Annotated in this window: 12 protein-coding genes; 6 read left to right on the plus strand and 6 right to left on the minus strand. The window is 61.8% G+C overall.

Features of this window, described 5'->3' with window-relative positions:
• Positions 1-11: 11 nt before the first annotated feature.
• The 6 genes from HJB89_RS17135 to HJB89_RS17160 all read right to left on the minus strand — a co-directional run bounded on the left by HJB89_RS17135 (position 12) and on the right by HJB89_RS17160 (position 9,059).
• Complete coding sequence (locus HJB89_RS17135; protein WP_221116306.1) at positions 12-2,669, minus strand: nitrate reductase; 2,658 nt, start codon at positions 2,667-2,669, stop codon at positions 12-14.
• Entirely contained in the window at positions 2,670-3,005 is a 336-nt protein-coding gene (nirD, locus tag HJB89_RS17140; protein ID WP_207583933.1) for a nitrite reductase small subunit NirD, read from the minus strand. It lies immediately after the preceding gene.
• Positions 3,006-3,009: 4 nt separating this feature from the next.
• Positions 3,010-5,460, minus strand: coding sequence for a nitrite reductase large subunit NirB (gene nirB / locus HJB89_RS17145; protein WP_207583934.1), 2,451 nt, complete (start codon positions 5,458-5,460; stop codon positions 3,010-3,012).
• 17 nt (positions 5,461-5,477) lie between these two features.
• On the minus strand, positions 5,478-6,719 hold the full coding sequence (locus tag HJB89_RS17150; RefSeq protein ID WP_207583935.1) for a nitrate/nitrite transporter: 1,242 nt from the start codon (positions 6,717-6,719) through the stop codon (positions 5,478-5,480).
• 434 nt (positions 6,720-7,153) lie between these two features.
• A complete protein-coding gene (locus tag HJB89_RS17155; protein WP_221116307.1) occupies positions 7,154-8,437 on the minus strand; it encodes a CmpA/NrtA family ABC transporter substrate-binding protein in 1,284 nt (427 codons plus the stop codon).
• Positions 8,438-8,471: 34 nt separating this feature from the next.
• Positions 8,472-9,059: an ANTAR domain-containing response regulator gene (locus HJB89_RS17160; RefSeq protein WP_207583937.1), complete on the minus strand. Its 588-nt coding sequence runs from the start codon at positions 9,057-9,059 to the stop codon at positions 8,472-8,474.
• Between HJB89_RS17160 and HJB89_RS17165 the strand changes: the two genes are divergently transcribed.
• From HJB89_RS17165 to HJB89_RS17190, 6 genes are all read left to right on the plus strand, one after another.
• A complete protein-coding gene (locus tag HJB89_RS17165) occupies positions 9,051-9,329 on the plus strand; it encodes a hypothetical protein (protein WP_207583938.1) in 279 nt (92 codons plus the stop codon). The two genes, HJB89_RS17160 and HJB89_RS17165, sit on opposite strands and share 9 nt — an antisense overlap.
• Positions 9,316-11,142 (plus strand): TRAP transporter large permease subunit, encoded by a 1,827-nt coding sequence (locus HJB89_RS17170; RefSeq protein WP_207583939.1) that lies wholly within the window; start codon positions 9,316-9,318, stop codon positions 11,140-11,142. Before HJB89_RS17165 ends, HJB89_RS17170 begins: the two co-directional genes overlap by 14 nt.
• A gap of 16 nt (positions 11,143-11,158) precedes the next feature.
• Entirely contained in the window at positions 11,159-12,157 is a 999-nt protein-coding gene (locus HJB89_RS17175) for a TRAP transporter substrate-binding protein (protein ID WP_207583940.1), read from the plus strand.
• A gap of 288 nt (positions 12,158-12,445) precedes the next feature.
• Positions 12,446-13,105, plus strand: coding sequence for a peroxiredoxin (locus tag HJB89_RS17180; RefSeq protein WP_207583941.1), 660 nt, complete (start codon positions 12,446-12,448; stop codon positions 13,103-13,105).
• A 149-nt stretch (positions 13,106-13,254) separates the two neighbouring features.
• Positions 13,255-14,211, plus strand: coding sequence for a lytic transglycosylase domain-containing protein (locus HJB89_RS17185; RefSeq protein WP_207583942.1), 957 nt, complete (start codon positions 13,255-13,257; stop codon positions 14,209-14,211).
• A 95-nt stretch (positions 14,212-14,306) separates the two neighbouring features.
• Positions 14,307-15,260, plus strand: a complete 954-nt coding sequence (locus HJB89_RS17190; RefSeq protein ID WP_207583943.1) for an NAD(P)-dependent oxidoreductase — start codon at positions 14,307-14,309, stop codon at positions 15,258-15,260.
• Positions 15,261-15,274 lie beyond the last annotated feature (14 nt).

Consider the following 15,274-nt stretch of genomic DNA (forward strand, 5'->3'; position numbering starts at 1 on the left):
TTTCCTGCCGTTCACTCCGCGGCAGCGGCAAGACAGCGATCGATGATGCTGCCGATTTCGCTGCGGCAGGATCCGCAATTGGTACCAGCACTCGTTTCCTTGCCGACAGTCTCGACGCTGTGGCATCCGCCGTGCACGGCGGCAGCGATCTGGTTGACCCCGACGCTGAAGCAGGAGCAGACGGTGGCGCCCGGATCCGGCCTGCCGGCGCCGGGACGGCCTGCGACGAGTGCAAAGCGTTTCCTGAGGTCGCCATGCGAGGCGGAAAGCTGCGAGATCGCCCAGTTGCGGGCGACGGCGACCGGTTCGCGGGCGAGGAACAGCGCGGCGAGCAGGGTCTCGCCATCGAAGAAGGCCAGCCTGAGGTCGCCGGATTGCCGATCGGCATAACCCAGCGGCTCGATTTCATCGGGAATGGCGAAAACCGCGCGGCACCAGGCCGTCCAGTCGTCGACAGTGTTTCTGAAGGCAAGTTCCAGCCGCCAGCCGCCGTCGGCTTTCGCCAGCGCCCAATAGGCTGCCTCAGGTGTCGCCGGTTTTGTCGCCGAGACGGCGAAGCCATAATGGGTGGCGGGGAAGGGCCGAACGGCAACGGCAACGTTCTTCGACGCCGGCTGGCCGGAAAACGGATCGGTTATCGGCGCGACCACGGCGTCGATCCGCGCTTTCGCGGCGAACTGGTCGTTCCAGTGCATCGGCGCAAAGATGCCGCCGCGTGCCTGGCGATCGGTCACCAGCGCCCGGACGATCGCTTTGCCATGGGGGCTGTCGATCTCGACGAGGCCGGCGCTTGATATACCGGTCTCGATGGCGTCGCGCGGATGGATCTCGGCAAAGGGTTCGGCGATGTGGGCGGAAAGCCGCGCGCTCTTTCCTGTGCGCGTCATCGTGTGCCAGTGGTCGCGGACGCGCCCGGTGTTCAGCGTGAAGGGGAAATCGGCATTGGTGCGATCGGTTGCCGGCGGTTTCACCGCGATGAAGCGCGCCTTGCCGTCGGCATGGAAAAACCCGCCCTCGGCGAAGAAGCGGGTGATGCCGGGTGCGGTCCCTGGCGCCTGCGGCCATTGAAAGGGCGATAGTTCATCGTAGGCGCCGTCGCTTATGCCGGCACGAGCGCCGATGTCGAAATCGCGGCTGCCGTTATTTTCGAAGGCGGAGAGGGCGGCATGTTCGGCAAAGATTGCGGCCGGTGCATTAAAGTCGAAGGCGGCGGCAAATCCCATGCGGCGTCCGACCTCTGCAAGCTGCCACCAGTCGGCCTTGGCATCGCCTGATATGCCGAGAAACGGCCGTTGTCTGGAAATGCGCCGTTCGGAATTGGTAACGGTGCCGTCCTTTTCGCCCCAGCCGAGCGAGGGTAGAAGCACATCTGCGTGCCGGGTCGTATCCGTCTCTTTGAGGATGTCGGAGACGACCACGAAGGGACAGGCGGCGATCGCGCTTTCGACGCTGTCGGCATCCGGCATCGAGACGACGGGATTGGTGGCCATGATCCAGAGCGCCTTGATGCGCCCGTCGGCCACGGCGCGGAACATGTCGACCGCCTTCAGGCCCGGTTTTGCGGCGATGACCGGTGAATTCCAGAAGCGCTGCACGCGGTCCCGGTCTTGCGGATTTTCGATCGCCATATGGGCGGCAAGCATATTGGCGAGACCGCCGACCTCGCGCCCGCCCATCGCGTTCGGCTGGCCGGTCAGCGAGAACGGTCCCATGCCTGGGCGGCCGATGCGGCCGGTCGCCAGATGGCAGTTGATAATCGCATTGACCTTGTCGGTGCCGGAGGAGGATTGGTTGACGCCCTGGCTATAGCAGGTCACGACTTTCGGCGTGGTCTCGAACAGGCGGAAGAATTCCCGGATCTGCATGGCCGGCAGGCCGGTCCGCTCCAGGAGATCGTTGATATCAAGCGCCGCGGCAGCCGCAAAGGCGTCGGCGAAATCTTCCGTGTGGGAAGCGATATAATTTTGGTCGATTGCCGGGCTTGTCGCGAGATGGGCAAGCAGTCCCATGAACAGCGCGACGTCGCCGTCCGGGCGGATTGCCAGATGCAGGTCGGCGATATCGCATGTCATCGTCCGGCGCGGATCGATGACGACGATGCGCATGTTTGGCCGCGCCACCTTTGCGGCGGCAAGCCGCTGGTAGATGACGGGATGACACCAGGCGAGGTTGGAGCCGGTGAGCACCACCAGATCGGCGAGTTCGATATCCTCGTAGGTTCCGGGCACCGTGTCGGCGCCGAAGGCGCGGCGATGCCCCGCCACCGAGGAGGACATGCAGAGCCTTGAATTGGTATCGATATTGCCGGAGCCGATGAAACCCTTCATCAGCTTGTTGGCGACGTAATAGTCCTCGGTCAGCAACTGGCCCGAGACATAGAAGGCAACGGAGTCAGGCCCGTGTTCGGCGATCGTTTCGGAAAAACGCCGGGCGACCAGATCCAGCGCCTCGTCCCAACCGCTGCGCTCGCCTGCGATTTCGGGGTAGAGAAGCCGGCCATCGAGATCGATGGTTTCGGCAAGTGCCGACCCCTTCGAGCACAGCCGGCCGAAATTCGACGGGTGCTCGGGATCGCCCTTGACGCTGACTGAGCCTGCCTCGTCGACGGTGGCGAGAACGCCGCAGCCGACGCCGCAATAGGGACAGGTGGTCTTGACCTCGGCTACCATCTATTCCGCCGCCATCATCAGGCTTTCCAGGGCAATGAACAGCCTGCCGTCTTCGTTCAGCACCTGTATCGTCCGGACCTCGCCCTGGTCGGCACCGAGAGCCTTGCCGGTTTCCAGCGAGATCACCCAGTTGTGCAGCGGGCAGGTGACGGCTTTGCCGTGAACGATGCCCTGAGACAGCGGCCCGCCCTTGTGTGGGCAATGATCCTCGATGGCGAAGACCTCGTTTTCGGCGGTGCGGAAGACGGCGATTTTGCCCTGCGGTGTCTTTACGCAACGCGCCCCACGTAGCGGGATGTCGGAGATGTCGCCTATTGCGATCCAGTTCATGTCCATCTCCTTACTCTGCAGCCTGCGGATAGCCGATCGTCGCCATCGGCTTGAACTCATGCTTGTCCTTGCCGGAAACACGCTCCGACCACGGGTCGACCTGGGCAAATTTTTGGCTGAAGACGAAGCGCTCGTAATAGGCTTTGCGCTTTTCGGCATCGCCCATGATCTGCCGGCGGATTTCTTCGAGGCCAACACGCTTGGCCCACTTGTAAATGCGCTCGAGATAACGGGCCTGCTCGCGGTACATTTGCGTCAGTGCCACGATATGCTCCAGCGCCTCGTCCTCGGTCCGCACGAGCCCAAGGACCTCCGTACCCTTGATGTCGAGACCGGCGGCACCGGCGAAATGGATCTCGAAACCGGAATCGACGCAGATCACGCCGATATCCTTGCAGGTTGCCTCGGCGCAGTTGCGCGGGCAGCCGGACACGGCCAATTTCAGCTTGGCCGGCGTCCAGGAGCCCCACATGAATTTCTCGATGCGGATGCCGAGACCGGTGGAATCCTGGGTGCCGAAGCGACACCAGTCGGAGCCGACGCAGGTCTTCACTGTGCGCAGACCCTTGGCATAGGCCTGGCCGGAAACGAAACCGGCCTTGCCGAGGTCGGCCCAGACGGCGGGCAGGTCTTCCTTCTCGATACCGAGCAGGTCGATCCGCTGGCCGCCCGTCACCTTCACCATGGGGATCTCGAATTTGTCGACGACATCGGCGATGGCGCGCAGCTCGTTCGAATTGGTGACGCCACCCCACATCCGCGGAACGACGGAGTAGGTGCCGTCCTTCTGGATGTTGGCATGGACGCGCTCATTGATGAAACGCGACTGGTAGTCGTCGGCATATTGGTCCGGCCAGTCGCTGACCAGGTAATAGTTGAGTGCCGGCCGACATTTGGCGCAGCCGCAGGAGGTCTTCCATTCCAATTCCTGCATGACGGCGGGGATGCTCTTCAGCCCTTTCGCCTTGATCAGGCGGCGGACGTCGTCATGGCCGAGTTCGGTGCAGGTGCACATCGGCTGCACGGCAGCCGGGTTGTAGCTGTCGCCGAGCGTCAGCGCCATGAGTTGTTCGACGAGGCCAGTACAGGAGCCGCACGAGGCGGATGCCTTCGTGTGGGCCCGCACGTCGTCGAGCGACGTCAGCCCTTTGCCTGAAATCGTCGAGGTGATCTTTCCCTTACATACGCCGTTGCAGCCACAGATCTCCGCGTCATCCGGCAAGGCTGCAACGGCCGCCATAGGGTCCAGCGGCGACCCTCCCTGATAGGCCTGTCCGAAGATCAGCGTCTCGCGCATCTCCGAAATATCAGTCGCTTTTTTCTTCAGGTCGTTGAACCAGGCGCCGTCAGCGGTCTCGCCGTAAAGCACGGTGCCGATGATCTTGTTGTCCTTCAGCACCAGGCGCTTGTAGACGCCGGCGCTGGCATCGCGCAGCACAATTTCCTGGCGGTCGTCGCCGTCGGCGAAGTCGCCAAGGGAATAGAGTTCGATGCCGGTGACCTTGAGCTTGGTCGGTGTATCCGCATGCACGAAAGCCGGCGAGCGATCGCCCGAGAGATGTGCTGCGGCAATCCGAGCCATTTCATAGAGCGGCGCAACAAGGCCGTAGACCATGCCGCCCACCTCGGCACATTCGCCAAGCGCAAGAATATTGCCATCCGAGGTCTGCATGCCGGCATCGACGACGATGCCGCGATTGACCGCAAGGCCGGCGTCCTTCGCCAGGCCCACACTCGGACGAATGCCGACGGCCATTACCACCAGCGTTGCCGGGATGATGCGGCCGTCGTCAAGCTCGATACCCTCGACCCTGCCGTTGCCGACGATCGCCTTGGTATTGGCCTTGCAGATGACCTTGATGCCACGTTCTTCGACCGCCTTCTGCAGCAGATAGCCGGCGGCGGGGTCGAGCTGGCGCTCCATCAGCGTCGGCATGACGTGCAGCACGGTGACGTCCATGCCTCGCTGGGCAAGACCGGCCGCCGCTTCGAGGCCAAGCAGACCGCCGCCGATGACAACAGCCTTTTCGCGCGACTGAGCGGCAAGCAGCATCGCCTGCACGTCGTCCAGATCGCGATAGGTGATGACGCCCGGCAGATCCTTGCCGGGGACCGGGATGATGAAGGGCACCGAACCGGTTGCGATCACCAGCTTGTCATAGCTTTCGGTGACGCCGTGGTCGGAGGTGACGGTCTTGGCGACGCGATCGATGTTGACGATCTTGTGGCCCTTGTAGAGCATGATGCCGTGCTTGATGTACCAGCCGTCACCGTGAATGATGATCTGCTCGTAGTCCTTCTCCCCGGAGAGAACCGGCGACAGCATGATGCGGTCGTAATTGACGCGCGGCTCGGCATTGAAGATCGTAACTTCATAGCGTCCGGGCGCCTGTTCGAAGAGGTGCTCCAACATGCGCCCGGGCGCCATGCCATTGCCGATGATGACAAGTTTTTCGGTCATATTTCCAAGTCCTTAGATCAGGTTGCAGCCACGGGCGCGGAGTGCCCTTGGCGCGACAGTTGCTTTACGGACAGGTGCATCCAGATGAGAGAAGCGACGACGATTGCAAAGAGCAGCAGGAAACAGCTGGACCATAGGCCGGTCATGTCCTTGAGCAGGCCGAAGGCGATCGGCAAGATGAAGCCGCCAAGGCCGCCCATCATCCCGACGATGCCACCGACGGCGCCGACGCTTTCGGGATAGTAGGCGGGAATGTGCTTGTAGACGGCGGCCTTGCCGAGGCTCATGAAGAAGCCGAGCACGAAGATGACGACGATGAAAATGGCAGGCGTAATCGTAGCGGCCGGCAGGGACAGAATGAGGGTGGCCACGGCCGATACGGCCAGCATCGTATACATGACGCTGCGTGCGCCCTTTTTGTCCGACAACACGCCGCCGAAGGCGCGGAAGATGCTGCCCGGGATCGAGTAGCAGGCCGCAACCATCCCGGCCGTTTCCAGGTTGAAGCCGTAGACGCCGACCAGATAGCGCGGCAGCCACAGCGACAGGGCAACGAAGCCTCCGAAGGCGAAGAAATAGTAGAGCGAGAAACGCCAGACCTGAACGTTCTGCAGCGGCGCGAATTCCTGAGCCAGGCTCTTGGAGGCGACGCCGCGCTCGCGGCGAAGACGGAAGGCCGGGTCATCGGTGGTGGTGAACCAGAAGACGATTGCCATCAGCGCCAGACAGACGGCCCAGATCTCCGCAACCGCCTGCCAGCCCCATGCCAGCAGGACGAAGGGGGCGGCGAATTTGGTCACGGCCGCGCCGACATTGCCGGCGCCGAAGATGCCGAGCGCCGTTCCCTGCTTTTCCGCCGGGAAGAAGGGCGAGACATAGGCGACACCGACCGCGAAGGAGCCGCCGGCAAGCCCGACTCCGAGACCGGCAATCAGCATCTGCGAATAGGTCTGGGCGTAGGAGAGCAGGAATGTCGCCAATGCGGCGGCCAGCATGGTGATCGTGTAAACGAGACGGCCGCCGTAACGCCCTGTCCAGATGCCGAGGACGATGCGCACCAGCGAGCCGGTGAGGACCGGGGTGCCGACCAGTAATCCGAACTCCGCCTCGTTCAGGCCGAGATCCTGCTTGATGCGGATGCCGATGATCGCAAAGATCGTCCAGACGGCGAAACAGAGGGTGAAGGCGGCTGTGGAGATCCACAATGCTTTGGCTGGTTCGCCGGCGGACATAGGCTCTGCTTTCTCGATGACGGACATGGCTTCTCCGTGGCCCGACGAGGTCGTGCCGATCCATTGTTGGGGGTTAAAACAAAAAAGCCGCTGGCCAGGCCGCGCATACACGAGGTGCGCGAAGTATCCTGATCAGCGGCTTTGCTGGTGGCGCCCGTCGTTGGACGCCGAATTCATGTCAGTAGGACCTACGTCTTCAATCTGAAGAGCAATGTCTCTGTTTTGCGCGAGCGCCTAATGCGCGCTCATTGTGCTGATCGTCGTTGATCTGCGCGCTAATAACCTTGCAAGCTGTGTGCCAGATTGGTGTTTTCATATCAAGGCACTGAATAAAAACAGTATTTTTAAAAGTCTGTCGTCTGCTCGTTTTTGGGGCTACTAAAAATCGTGCAAATTTTTTGTGCGTTGCGGTGGGGCGGACGGAGATCATTGCTGGCGTTTTGTGCAGGCCGGCCTGTCGATCAGGTCTCATCGCTGTGGGAAGCGAAGGGCAGGGTGCTCCGAACGGCGAAGCCCGCAACATAGTCCGGCAATCGCGTCGGATCGAAGACGTGGTCGTCCATGAAGCGGTCGCCTTCGTCATTGCCTTCGATGCGGATATCGGCGTCATCGGGTGCGTTGTCGTCGCCGAGGGCTCTGCGATAAAGATCGGGGCGATAGGCGGATGCGGCGGCCCTTGCGCTGTTGAGGCTGGCCTCGGCCTGTCCCCAGCGGATCATTTGGCTGTAGATCCATAGAGCATGGCTTGGCCGGGGATAGTTGGCGAAGCCGGAATGGAACATGAAATAGTCGGCAATGACGCGGCGGTTGCCCTTTGCATCGAGGCTGAATTCGCCGGCGAGAACACGGCGAATGATCTCGACGGGGGCGGCGATATAGCGGGAATCGGCAAGTGCTGCCGCCAGCGTGTCGTGATTGTCCGGCCGGTCGCACCAGCGGGCTGCGGCGTCGAGCGCCACGATCAGCCGGGAAACGGTTTCCGGATGGCTTTCCGCCCAGTCCGGCCGCATGCCGATCACCTTTTCCGGAGCCGATGGCCAGATATCCTGTTTGGCGGCAACGATGCGGCCGAGGCCGCGCTCCGAGGCGACCATATTCCACGGCGCGCCGACGCAGAAACCGTCGATCGCGCCGGCTGCAAGCGCGTCCGAAGTCAGTGGCGGCGGCACGACGACGAGCTTGACGTCCCTGTCGGGATCGATGCCGCCAGCCGCCAGCCAGTAGCGGAATTCGTAATTATGGGAGGAAAAGGGATAAGTGACCCCGAAGGTCGGTAGCGGCTCGCCGCGCATCTTCATCGCCGCCAGTGTCTTCGCCAAAGCTTGCGCATTGTCGAGCGCATTTGCCGTTTCCGGCAATCCCGCGTCATTTCGCATCCTGTCGAAAAGTCGCGTCGACAGCGTGATCGCGTTGCCGCCGCGTCCCAGAGAAAACGGCGTGATTGTCGGCGAGGGATTGGAGCCGAGACCCAGCATGGAGGCGACTGGCATCGGCGACAGCATGTGGGCGATATCGAACTGGCGGAATGCCAGGCGGTCGCGGACAGTCGCCCAGGAGACGTCCTTGACGAGATCGAGCGTCAGGCCTTCCTTTTGCGCAAAGCCGAATTCTGCCGCCGCAATCAGCACCGATGCGTCGACGAGCGGAATGAAGCCGGCCCGCAGCACTTTCGGCCCTTCGTTGTTCACGCGCACGGGCGAGGGCAGCCCGCCGCTAAAATTCGTCGCCTTCGTCATCATATCCACTCCGGTTCCTCCGGAAATTCACGAACGTCGGCCATTACATCAACAGCCCTGCGGCGGTGACGACGCTCTGGGCGATTTCCGACATCTTCTTCTTTTCGTTCATCGCTGTCTGGCGCAACAGGGCGAACGCCTCTTCTTCGGACAGTCCGCGCATTTTCATCAATATGCCCTTGGCGCGCTCGATGAGCTTGCGTTCCTCCAGCGCTGAGCGGGCATCGGCAAGCTCGCGCCGCAGCCGGCTGAAGGCATTGAAGCGGCTGACGGCCATGTCGAGGATCGGCTTGACACGTTCCTTCTTCAATCCGTCGACGATATAGGCCGAGACGCCGGCATCGACCGCAGCTTCGATCGAGGCCGTGTCGGAGCGATCGACGAACATGGCGATTGGCCGGCTGACCGTGCGCGTCAGCTGGAACAGATGCTCCATCATGTCGCGGTTGGGATTTTCGATATCGATGATGATTACGTCGGGCGTCAGTGTTTCGATGATTCGCGCGATGCCGTTGACCTCATGCACCACGGTGACGCGCGCATGCCCTGCCTCGCGCAGCCCTTCTTCGATGATGGAGGCGCGTATGGCATTTTCGTCGATCACCAGAATTGTCAGATCGAGATGCGTCATTATTCATTGATGACGCACTGCAGCAATTTTGGCAAGGTGTCGCCTGAAAAACGTGCATCAACGCAAATGCCTAAAAAACAATCAAATGCTGCACTTTTGGGCTTCTCCATTCAACAGACCGATGTCGATAGCCCGATTTTTCTGGCCCGTTGCCGCTTGAGGAAGCGCTCCGTTTCGGCGAAAAGGCGTGACGCTCTCGACCGCGATCTTTTTGAGGATCAGGAGTGCCAGATCCTCTGGGCAGAAGGTAGGTTTATTGGCCACCAGTGAAGTTCGTCCGATCGAACGGGTCGGGGACGATGGGCTTGCGGCGCGGGCGCTGCGGGCTGTTGAAGCGATCCTCGGCATTGCCGCGGCATCCGTTCTCGCCGTGTTGCTGTTCATGGTGCTCGTCACGGTCTGCCTGCGTTATTTCCTCGGCACCGGCTTCATCGGTGCCGAGGACCTCGGAGTCTGGCTGCATGTGGCACTGATCGCACTCGGCGCGCCGCTCAGCCTCAACAGCGCGCTTGCCATGCGCCTCGACGTTTTCGTCAGGATGCTGCCGGAAAGCCTGCAGAAGGTCACGCGGATCGGCGCCGATATCTTCACCGTGCTTTCCGCCTTGATCCTGAGTTTCGGCGGCAACCAGATCATGACGATGCTCGGCGGTATCTCGCCGACGCTCGGTCTGCCGGAATGGATCCGCTTCGGCTTCCTCGGCGCCGGCGGCGCGCTGATCCTCGTCGTATTGCTTCTGCAGCGTATCGCCGACGGCAAGGTCCTGCCGGTAACGCTTTCGCTTGCGCTGGGCGTCGCGCTCTATGCCGGCATCCCGCATATCTCAATTGATCTCGACTGGCCGCCAAGCATTTTCCTCGGGTTGATCGCGGCGATCGGTCTCGTGCTCGCCGCGCCGCTGCCGCACGCCTTTCTCGCCGCGGCCTATGTCGCCATCGCCTTCGGCAGCAGCCTGCCGGAAGCGGCGATCGTTTCCTCGACCGTCACCGGCATATCGAAATTCCTGCTGCTCGCCATTCCCTTCTTCCTGCTAGTCGGCGGCCTGCTGACGGCTTCGGGCGTCGCCAATCAGCTCGTCCGTTTTGCTGCCGCCATGGTTGGTCATCGCCGGGCCGGACTGGCGCAGACGACGCTTTTGACCAGTGTTCTCTTTTCCGGCGCTTCCGGCTCCTCGGTCGCAAATGCCGCTTTCGGCGCGTCGACCTTCCAGCCCGAACTGGTCAAGCACGGCTATCGACCGGCGCAGGCGGCGGCGATCATCGCCTCGACATCGGTTCTCGACAACATCATCCCGCCGTCGATCGCATTTCTCATCCTTGCCTCGGCGACCAATCTTTCCGTCGGCGCACTGCTCGTCGGCGGCTTTTTTGCCGGCTGCCTGATGGCCATATGCCTGGCGGTTGCCATTCACCTGACGGTCACCGAACAGGTGCCGTTGCCGCGCGCGACCGCGAGACAGCGCTGGCAATCGGCGGTCCAGGCGATCCCCGCCTTCGGCCTCGGCGTCATAGTCGTCGTCGGCATCCGTATCGGCATCGTCACGACCACGGAGGCAGCAGCACTCGCCGCCTTTTACACGCTGCTGCTCGGCATCGGTGCGCGCCTCGGTTTCCTCTCGCTCTATGTTGCCTTTCGTCAGGCGGCGGTCGAGGCAGCGGCGATCGGTCTCCTGATCGGCACGGCCGGCCCCTTCGCCTTCCTGTTGGCGGTCGATGACGTGTCCTCGCTGATCTCGCATCTGACGACGGCGCTCGGCGGCAGCGCGCTTGCCGTCATTCTTTTGTCGAACGTCATTTTGCTGGTCGTCGGTCTCGTTCTCGACATCGGTGCCGCGATCCTGCTCTTCGGCCCGATCCTGCTGCCGGCAGCGGTTGCCGCCGGCATCGATCCCATCCAGTTCGGCGTGATCATCGTGGTCAACCTGATGATCCACGGACTGACGCCGCCGCTCGGCATGCTGATCTTCGTCGTCAGCGGCGTCACCCGCATTCCCGCCTCAGAGCTCTTCCGGGCCGTCGTTCCTTATCTGCTCGCCCTTCTGGTCTCGCTCGCAATCCTTTGCGCCTGGGCCATCATCGTCTAACGAACAGGACAACCCCATGGACAATCTCAACCGACGCCATTTCCTGAAGACCGCAGCGCTCGCCGGAACGGCGCTCGCGGCGCCCGCTTTCGTCCGCACGGCCGCCGCCCGCACGACGACGATCACGATTGCCTCGCTGCTTAACGACGACAAGCCGGAAACGAAGATCTGGGTGAAGATCGGCGAACTGGTCGAAGCCAAGCTTCCCGGCCAGTTCAAGTTCAATATCGTCAGGAACGGCGCGCTCGGCGGCGAGAAGGAAGTGGCCGAGGGCGTGCGCCTCGGCTCGATCCAGGCCAGCCTCTCGACGGTCTCGTCGCTCTCCGGCTGGGCGCCGGAATTGCAGATCCTCGATCTGCCCTTCCTCTTCCGCGATGCCGACCATGTGCGCAGGACCGTCAGCGGCGATGTCGGTGCCGATCTCAAGCAGAGGCTGCAGGCGCAGAATTTCGTCGTCGGCGATTTCATCAATTATGGCGCCCGCCATCTCCTGACCAAGGAACCGGTGACGCGGCCCGAGCAACTCAAGGGCAAGCGCATCCGCGTCATCCAGAGCCCGCTGCACACCAAGCTCTGGAGCGCGTTCGGCACGACACCGATCGGCATTCCGATCACCGAGACCTACAATGCGCTCGCAACCGGCGTCGCCGACGCGATGGACCTGACCAAATCGGCCTATTCCGGCTTCAAGCTTTATGAGGTCGTGCCTGATATGACCGAGACTGGCCACATCTGGGCATCCGGCGTCATCTATTATTCCTCGACCTTCTGGGCTGGCCTCAATGACGAGCAGAAGGCGGTGTTCCAGCAGGCTTCCAGCGAAGGCGCCACCTATTTCAACCAGCTGATCGTCGACGACGAGGTGAAGTCCGTCGAGACGGCGCTTGGCCATGGCGGCAAGCTCTTGAAGCCGGAAGCCTTCGATGAATGGCAGAAGGGCGCGCAGGGCGTCTGGGCCGATTTCGCGCCTATTGTCGGCGGCATCGACAGGATCAAAACCGTGCAGGCGGCTTGAATGAGGGCAGGGCGGACCCCTGATGTTTCAGATAAGGCCGATTGAAATATCGGCCCTGTCATCGCTCGGATGCATCGGAAAAATAATGCCGCCGTAGGCCTGAAATCGAAAGAGCATGCCTTCGGTGATCGTGGTATATGACGTACTTAAAATCCTGGAATGGGAAGTTTTTATCTTCGGCCGGTGCGATCCTGTTGACCGCAATCTCGTGACCGCTTCCGGCGGACGGATCCCATGGCCTCGATTTGAGATGATCAAGATTTAACACAAGGCTTTGGAGGGCCGACCATGAGCTTACGCATCAACGATATTGCTCCCGATTTTACCGCCGACACCACACAGGGACCGGTCAGCTTCCATGATTGGATCGGCAGTGGCTGGGCCGTCCTGTTCTCGCATCCGAAGAATTTCACGCCTGTCTGCACGACCGAGCTCGGCGCCATGGCCGGCCTGGCCGGGGACTTTTCCAAGCGTGGTGTCAAGATCATCGGCATCTCCGTCGATCCTGTGGAAAGCCATGCCAAGTGGAAGAACGACATCAGGACCGCCACCGGCTTCGACGTCGATTATCCGCTGATCGGCGATAAGGACCTCAAGGTCGCCAAGCTCTACGACATGCTGCCGGCCGGCGCCGGCGAGAGCTCGGAAGGCCGCACGCCCGCCGACAACGCAACGGTGCGTTCGGTCTTCATCATCGGTCCCGATAAGAAGATCAAGCTGATCCTCACCTATCCGATGACGACGGGGCGGAATTTCAACGAGATCCTGCGCGCCATCGATTCCATCCAGCTGACGGCCAAGCACCAGGTGGCGACACCGGCGAACTGGAACCAGGGCGAGGACGTCATCATCACCGCAGCGGTTTCCAACGAAGACGCAATCACGCGTTTTGGCTCCTTCGATACGGTTCTGCCGTATCTCCGGAAGACCAAGCAACCGACGGCCTGACCGCTGTATTCAAAGCTTTCCTGAAGCCGCCGCGGCCATCTGGCGCGGCGGCTTTTTCGTGCGGGCATTGCGGAAATGGCAAGCTTCGCGCCTTGATCGATGCTATCTAGGATCACCGTCGCGATGGAAGTCGAACCTGCTGAGATCCGATGATAGGGCGAAAGCGTCAGTCCGGCATTGGGAGGAGAACGGCGAAGGCCATGCTTTCGCTCTGCCTTCTGTTTTCCGCCGCAGCCAGTGGAAAAGCCCAGCCGGAAGAAAGCGCTGCCGAGCCGGCCTGTCTCTACTCCGGGCCTTCGGCGTCGGGATCGGGCGAGACACTCTGCATCCGTAAGGACAATTTCAATCGCGACCTTTGCGTCGCGATCGAGCATTTCGCCAGCGCCAATCAATTGCCGCCGGATTATTTCGCCCGTCTCATCTGGCGCGAAAGCACCTTTCGCCCCGATGCCGTGAGCTTTAAGGGAGCGCAGGGGATTGCGCAGTTCATGCCCGGAACGGCGAAACTGCGCGGCCTTGAGGACAGCTACCAGGTGCTGGAAGCCCTGCGGAAATCGGCGCAGTATCTCGATGAATTGCGCAATCGTTTCGGCAATCTCGGCCTTGCCGCCGCTGCCTACAATGCCGGCGAAAACGGCCTTTCTTCTTACCTAGCGTCAGGAAGATTACCTTACGAGACGCGCGGCTACGTCATGGCGATCACCGCTCATACGGTGGAGGAGTGGAAGGACAATCCGCCGGAAGATGCGGCCGCCCCGCTCGACAAGGACAGGCCCTTTCTCGAGGGTTGCGTGGCGCTTGCCGAACGCCGGATATTGAAGGACACGCCTTGGCGTCCGGAGGGCGATTGGGCGCCCTGGGGCGTCCAGCTTGCCGCGAACGCGGATGTCGCGGTGGCCCGGCGTATGTTTCTCGATTCGGTGCAGGATCTGCCTGCGCCGCTCAATGCGGAGCAACCGCTGATCCTGCGACAGCGTGATCGCAGCTTCGGCTTTCGCCCGCGTTATGCTGCCCGCATCGGCCGGCAGACGCGCCCGGAAGCCAACAACCTCTGCAACCAGATCCGCAGTCACGGCGGCACCTGCCTTGTTTTCAAGAATCGATAGCGGGGCCGCTTTCCCATCTTGGCGAAAACTCCGCTTGCGGGATCGCGGCACGGCGCAGCATAGTCGCCGCGGATCATGCAAAGGGAGGAACGACAATGCGGGTTTTGGTCATCGGGGCAACGGGCCATGTCGGAACCTATCTCGTTCCTCGTCTGGTTGAGGCGGGGCACGACGTCGTCACGATCAGCCGCGGCGCCGCCAAGCCCTACACGGAAAACCGCGCCTGGGCTGCCGTCGATCAGCGTCGGATGGATCGGGCAGCGATGGAACGGACCGGTGAATTCGGCACGGCCGTGCGTGAGTTGAAAGCCGACACCGTCATCGACATGATCTGCTTCACGCTGGAGAGCGCGGAGCATCTGGTGACGGCACTATCGGGGCATGTCGGTCATTTCCTGCATACCGGCACGATCTGGACACACGGCCACGCCAGTGCCGTGCCGACACTGGAAGAGGCGCCGAAGTCTCCTTTCGGTGACTATGGCATCCAGAAGGCGGCGATCGAAACCTATCTGCTGCAGCAGGCAAGGCTTCACGGCTTTCCGGCAACCATCATCCATCCCGGCCATATTGTCGGTCCCGGATGGGCGCCGCTCAATCCTGCCGGTAATTTCAACCTGCAGGTCTTTTCAACCCTTGCTCGGGGAGAGACCCTGGCGCTGCCCCATTTCGGCCTGGAGACTGTCCATCACGTCCATGCCGATGACGTGGCGGCGATGTTCATGGGTGCGATCGCCAACAGGAATGCGTCGATCGGGGAAAGTTTCCACGCGGTTTCGGAGCAGGCGCTGACGCTTCGCGGTTATGCCGAAGCCATGTCGCGGTGGTTCGGGCAGGAGCCGAAGCTCACCTTCGCCCCATTCAATGCCTGGGCCAAAAGCCAGACGGCCGAAGATGCGAAGGCGACGTGGGAGCATATTGCCCGAAGCCCGAATTGCTCGATCGCCAAAGCCCGGCGCCTGCTCGGTTACACCCCCAGGTACACGTCCCAGCAGGCGGTGCAGGAGGCGGTGGGATGGCTGGTCGGGCAGGGGCGGATCAAAACCTGATCCACCATCGCTGC

The organism is Rhizobium sp. NZLR8 (assembly GCF_019685025.1).
Classification (GTDB): domain Bacteria; phylum Pseudomonadota; class Alphaproteobacteria; order Rhizobiales; family Rhizobiaceae; genus Rhizobium.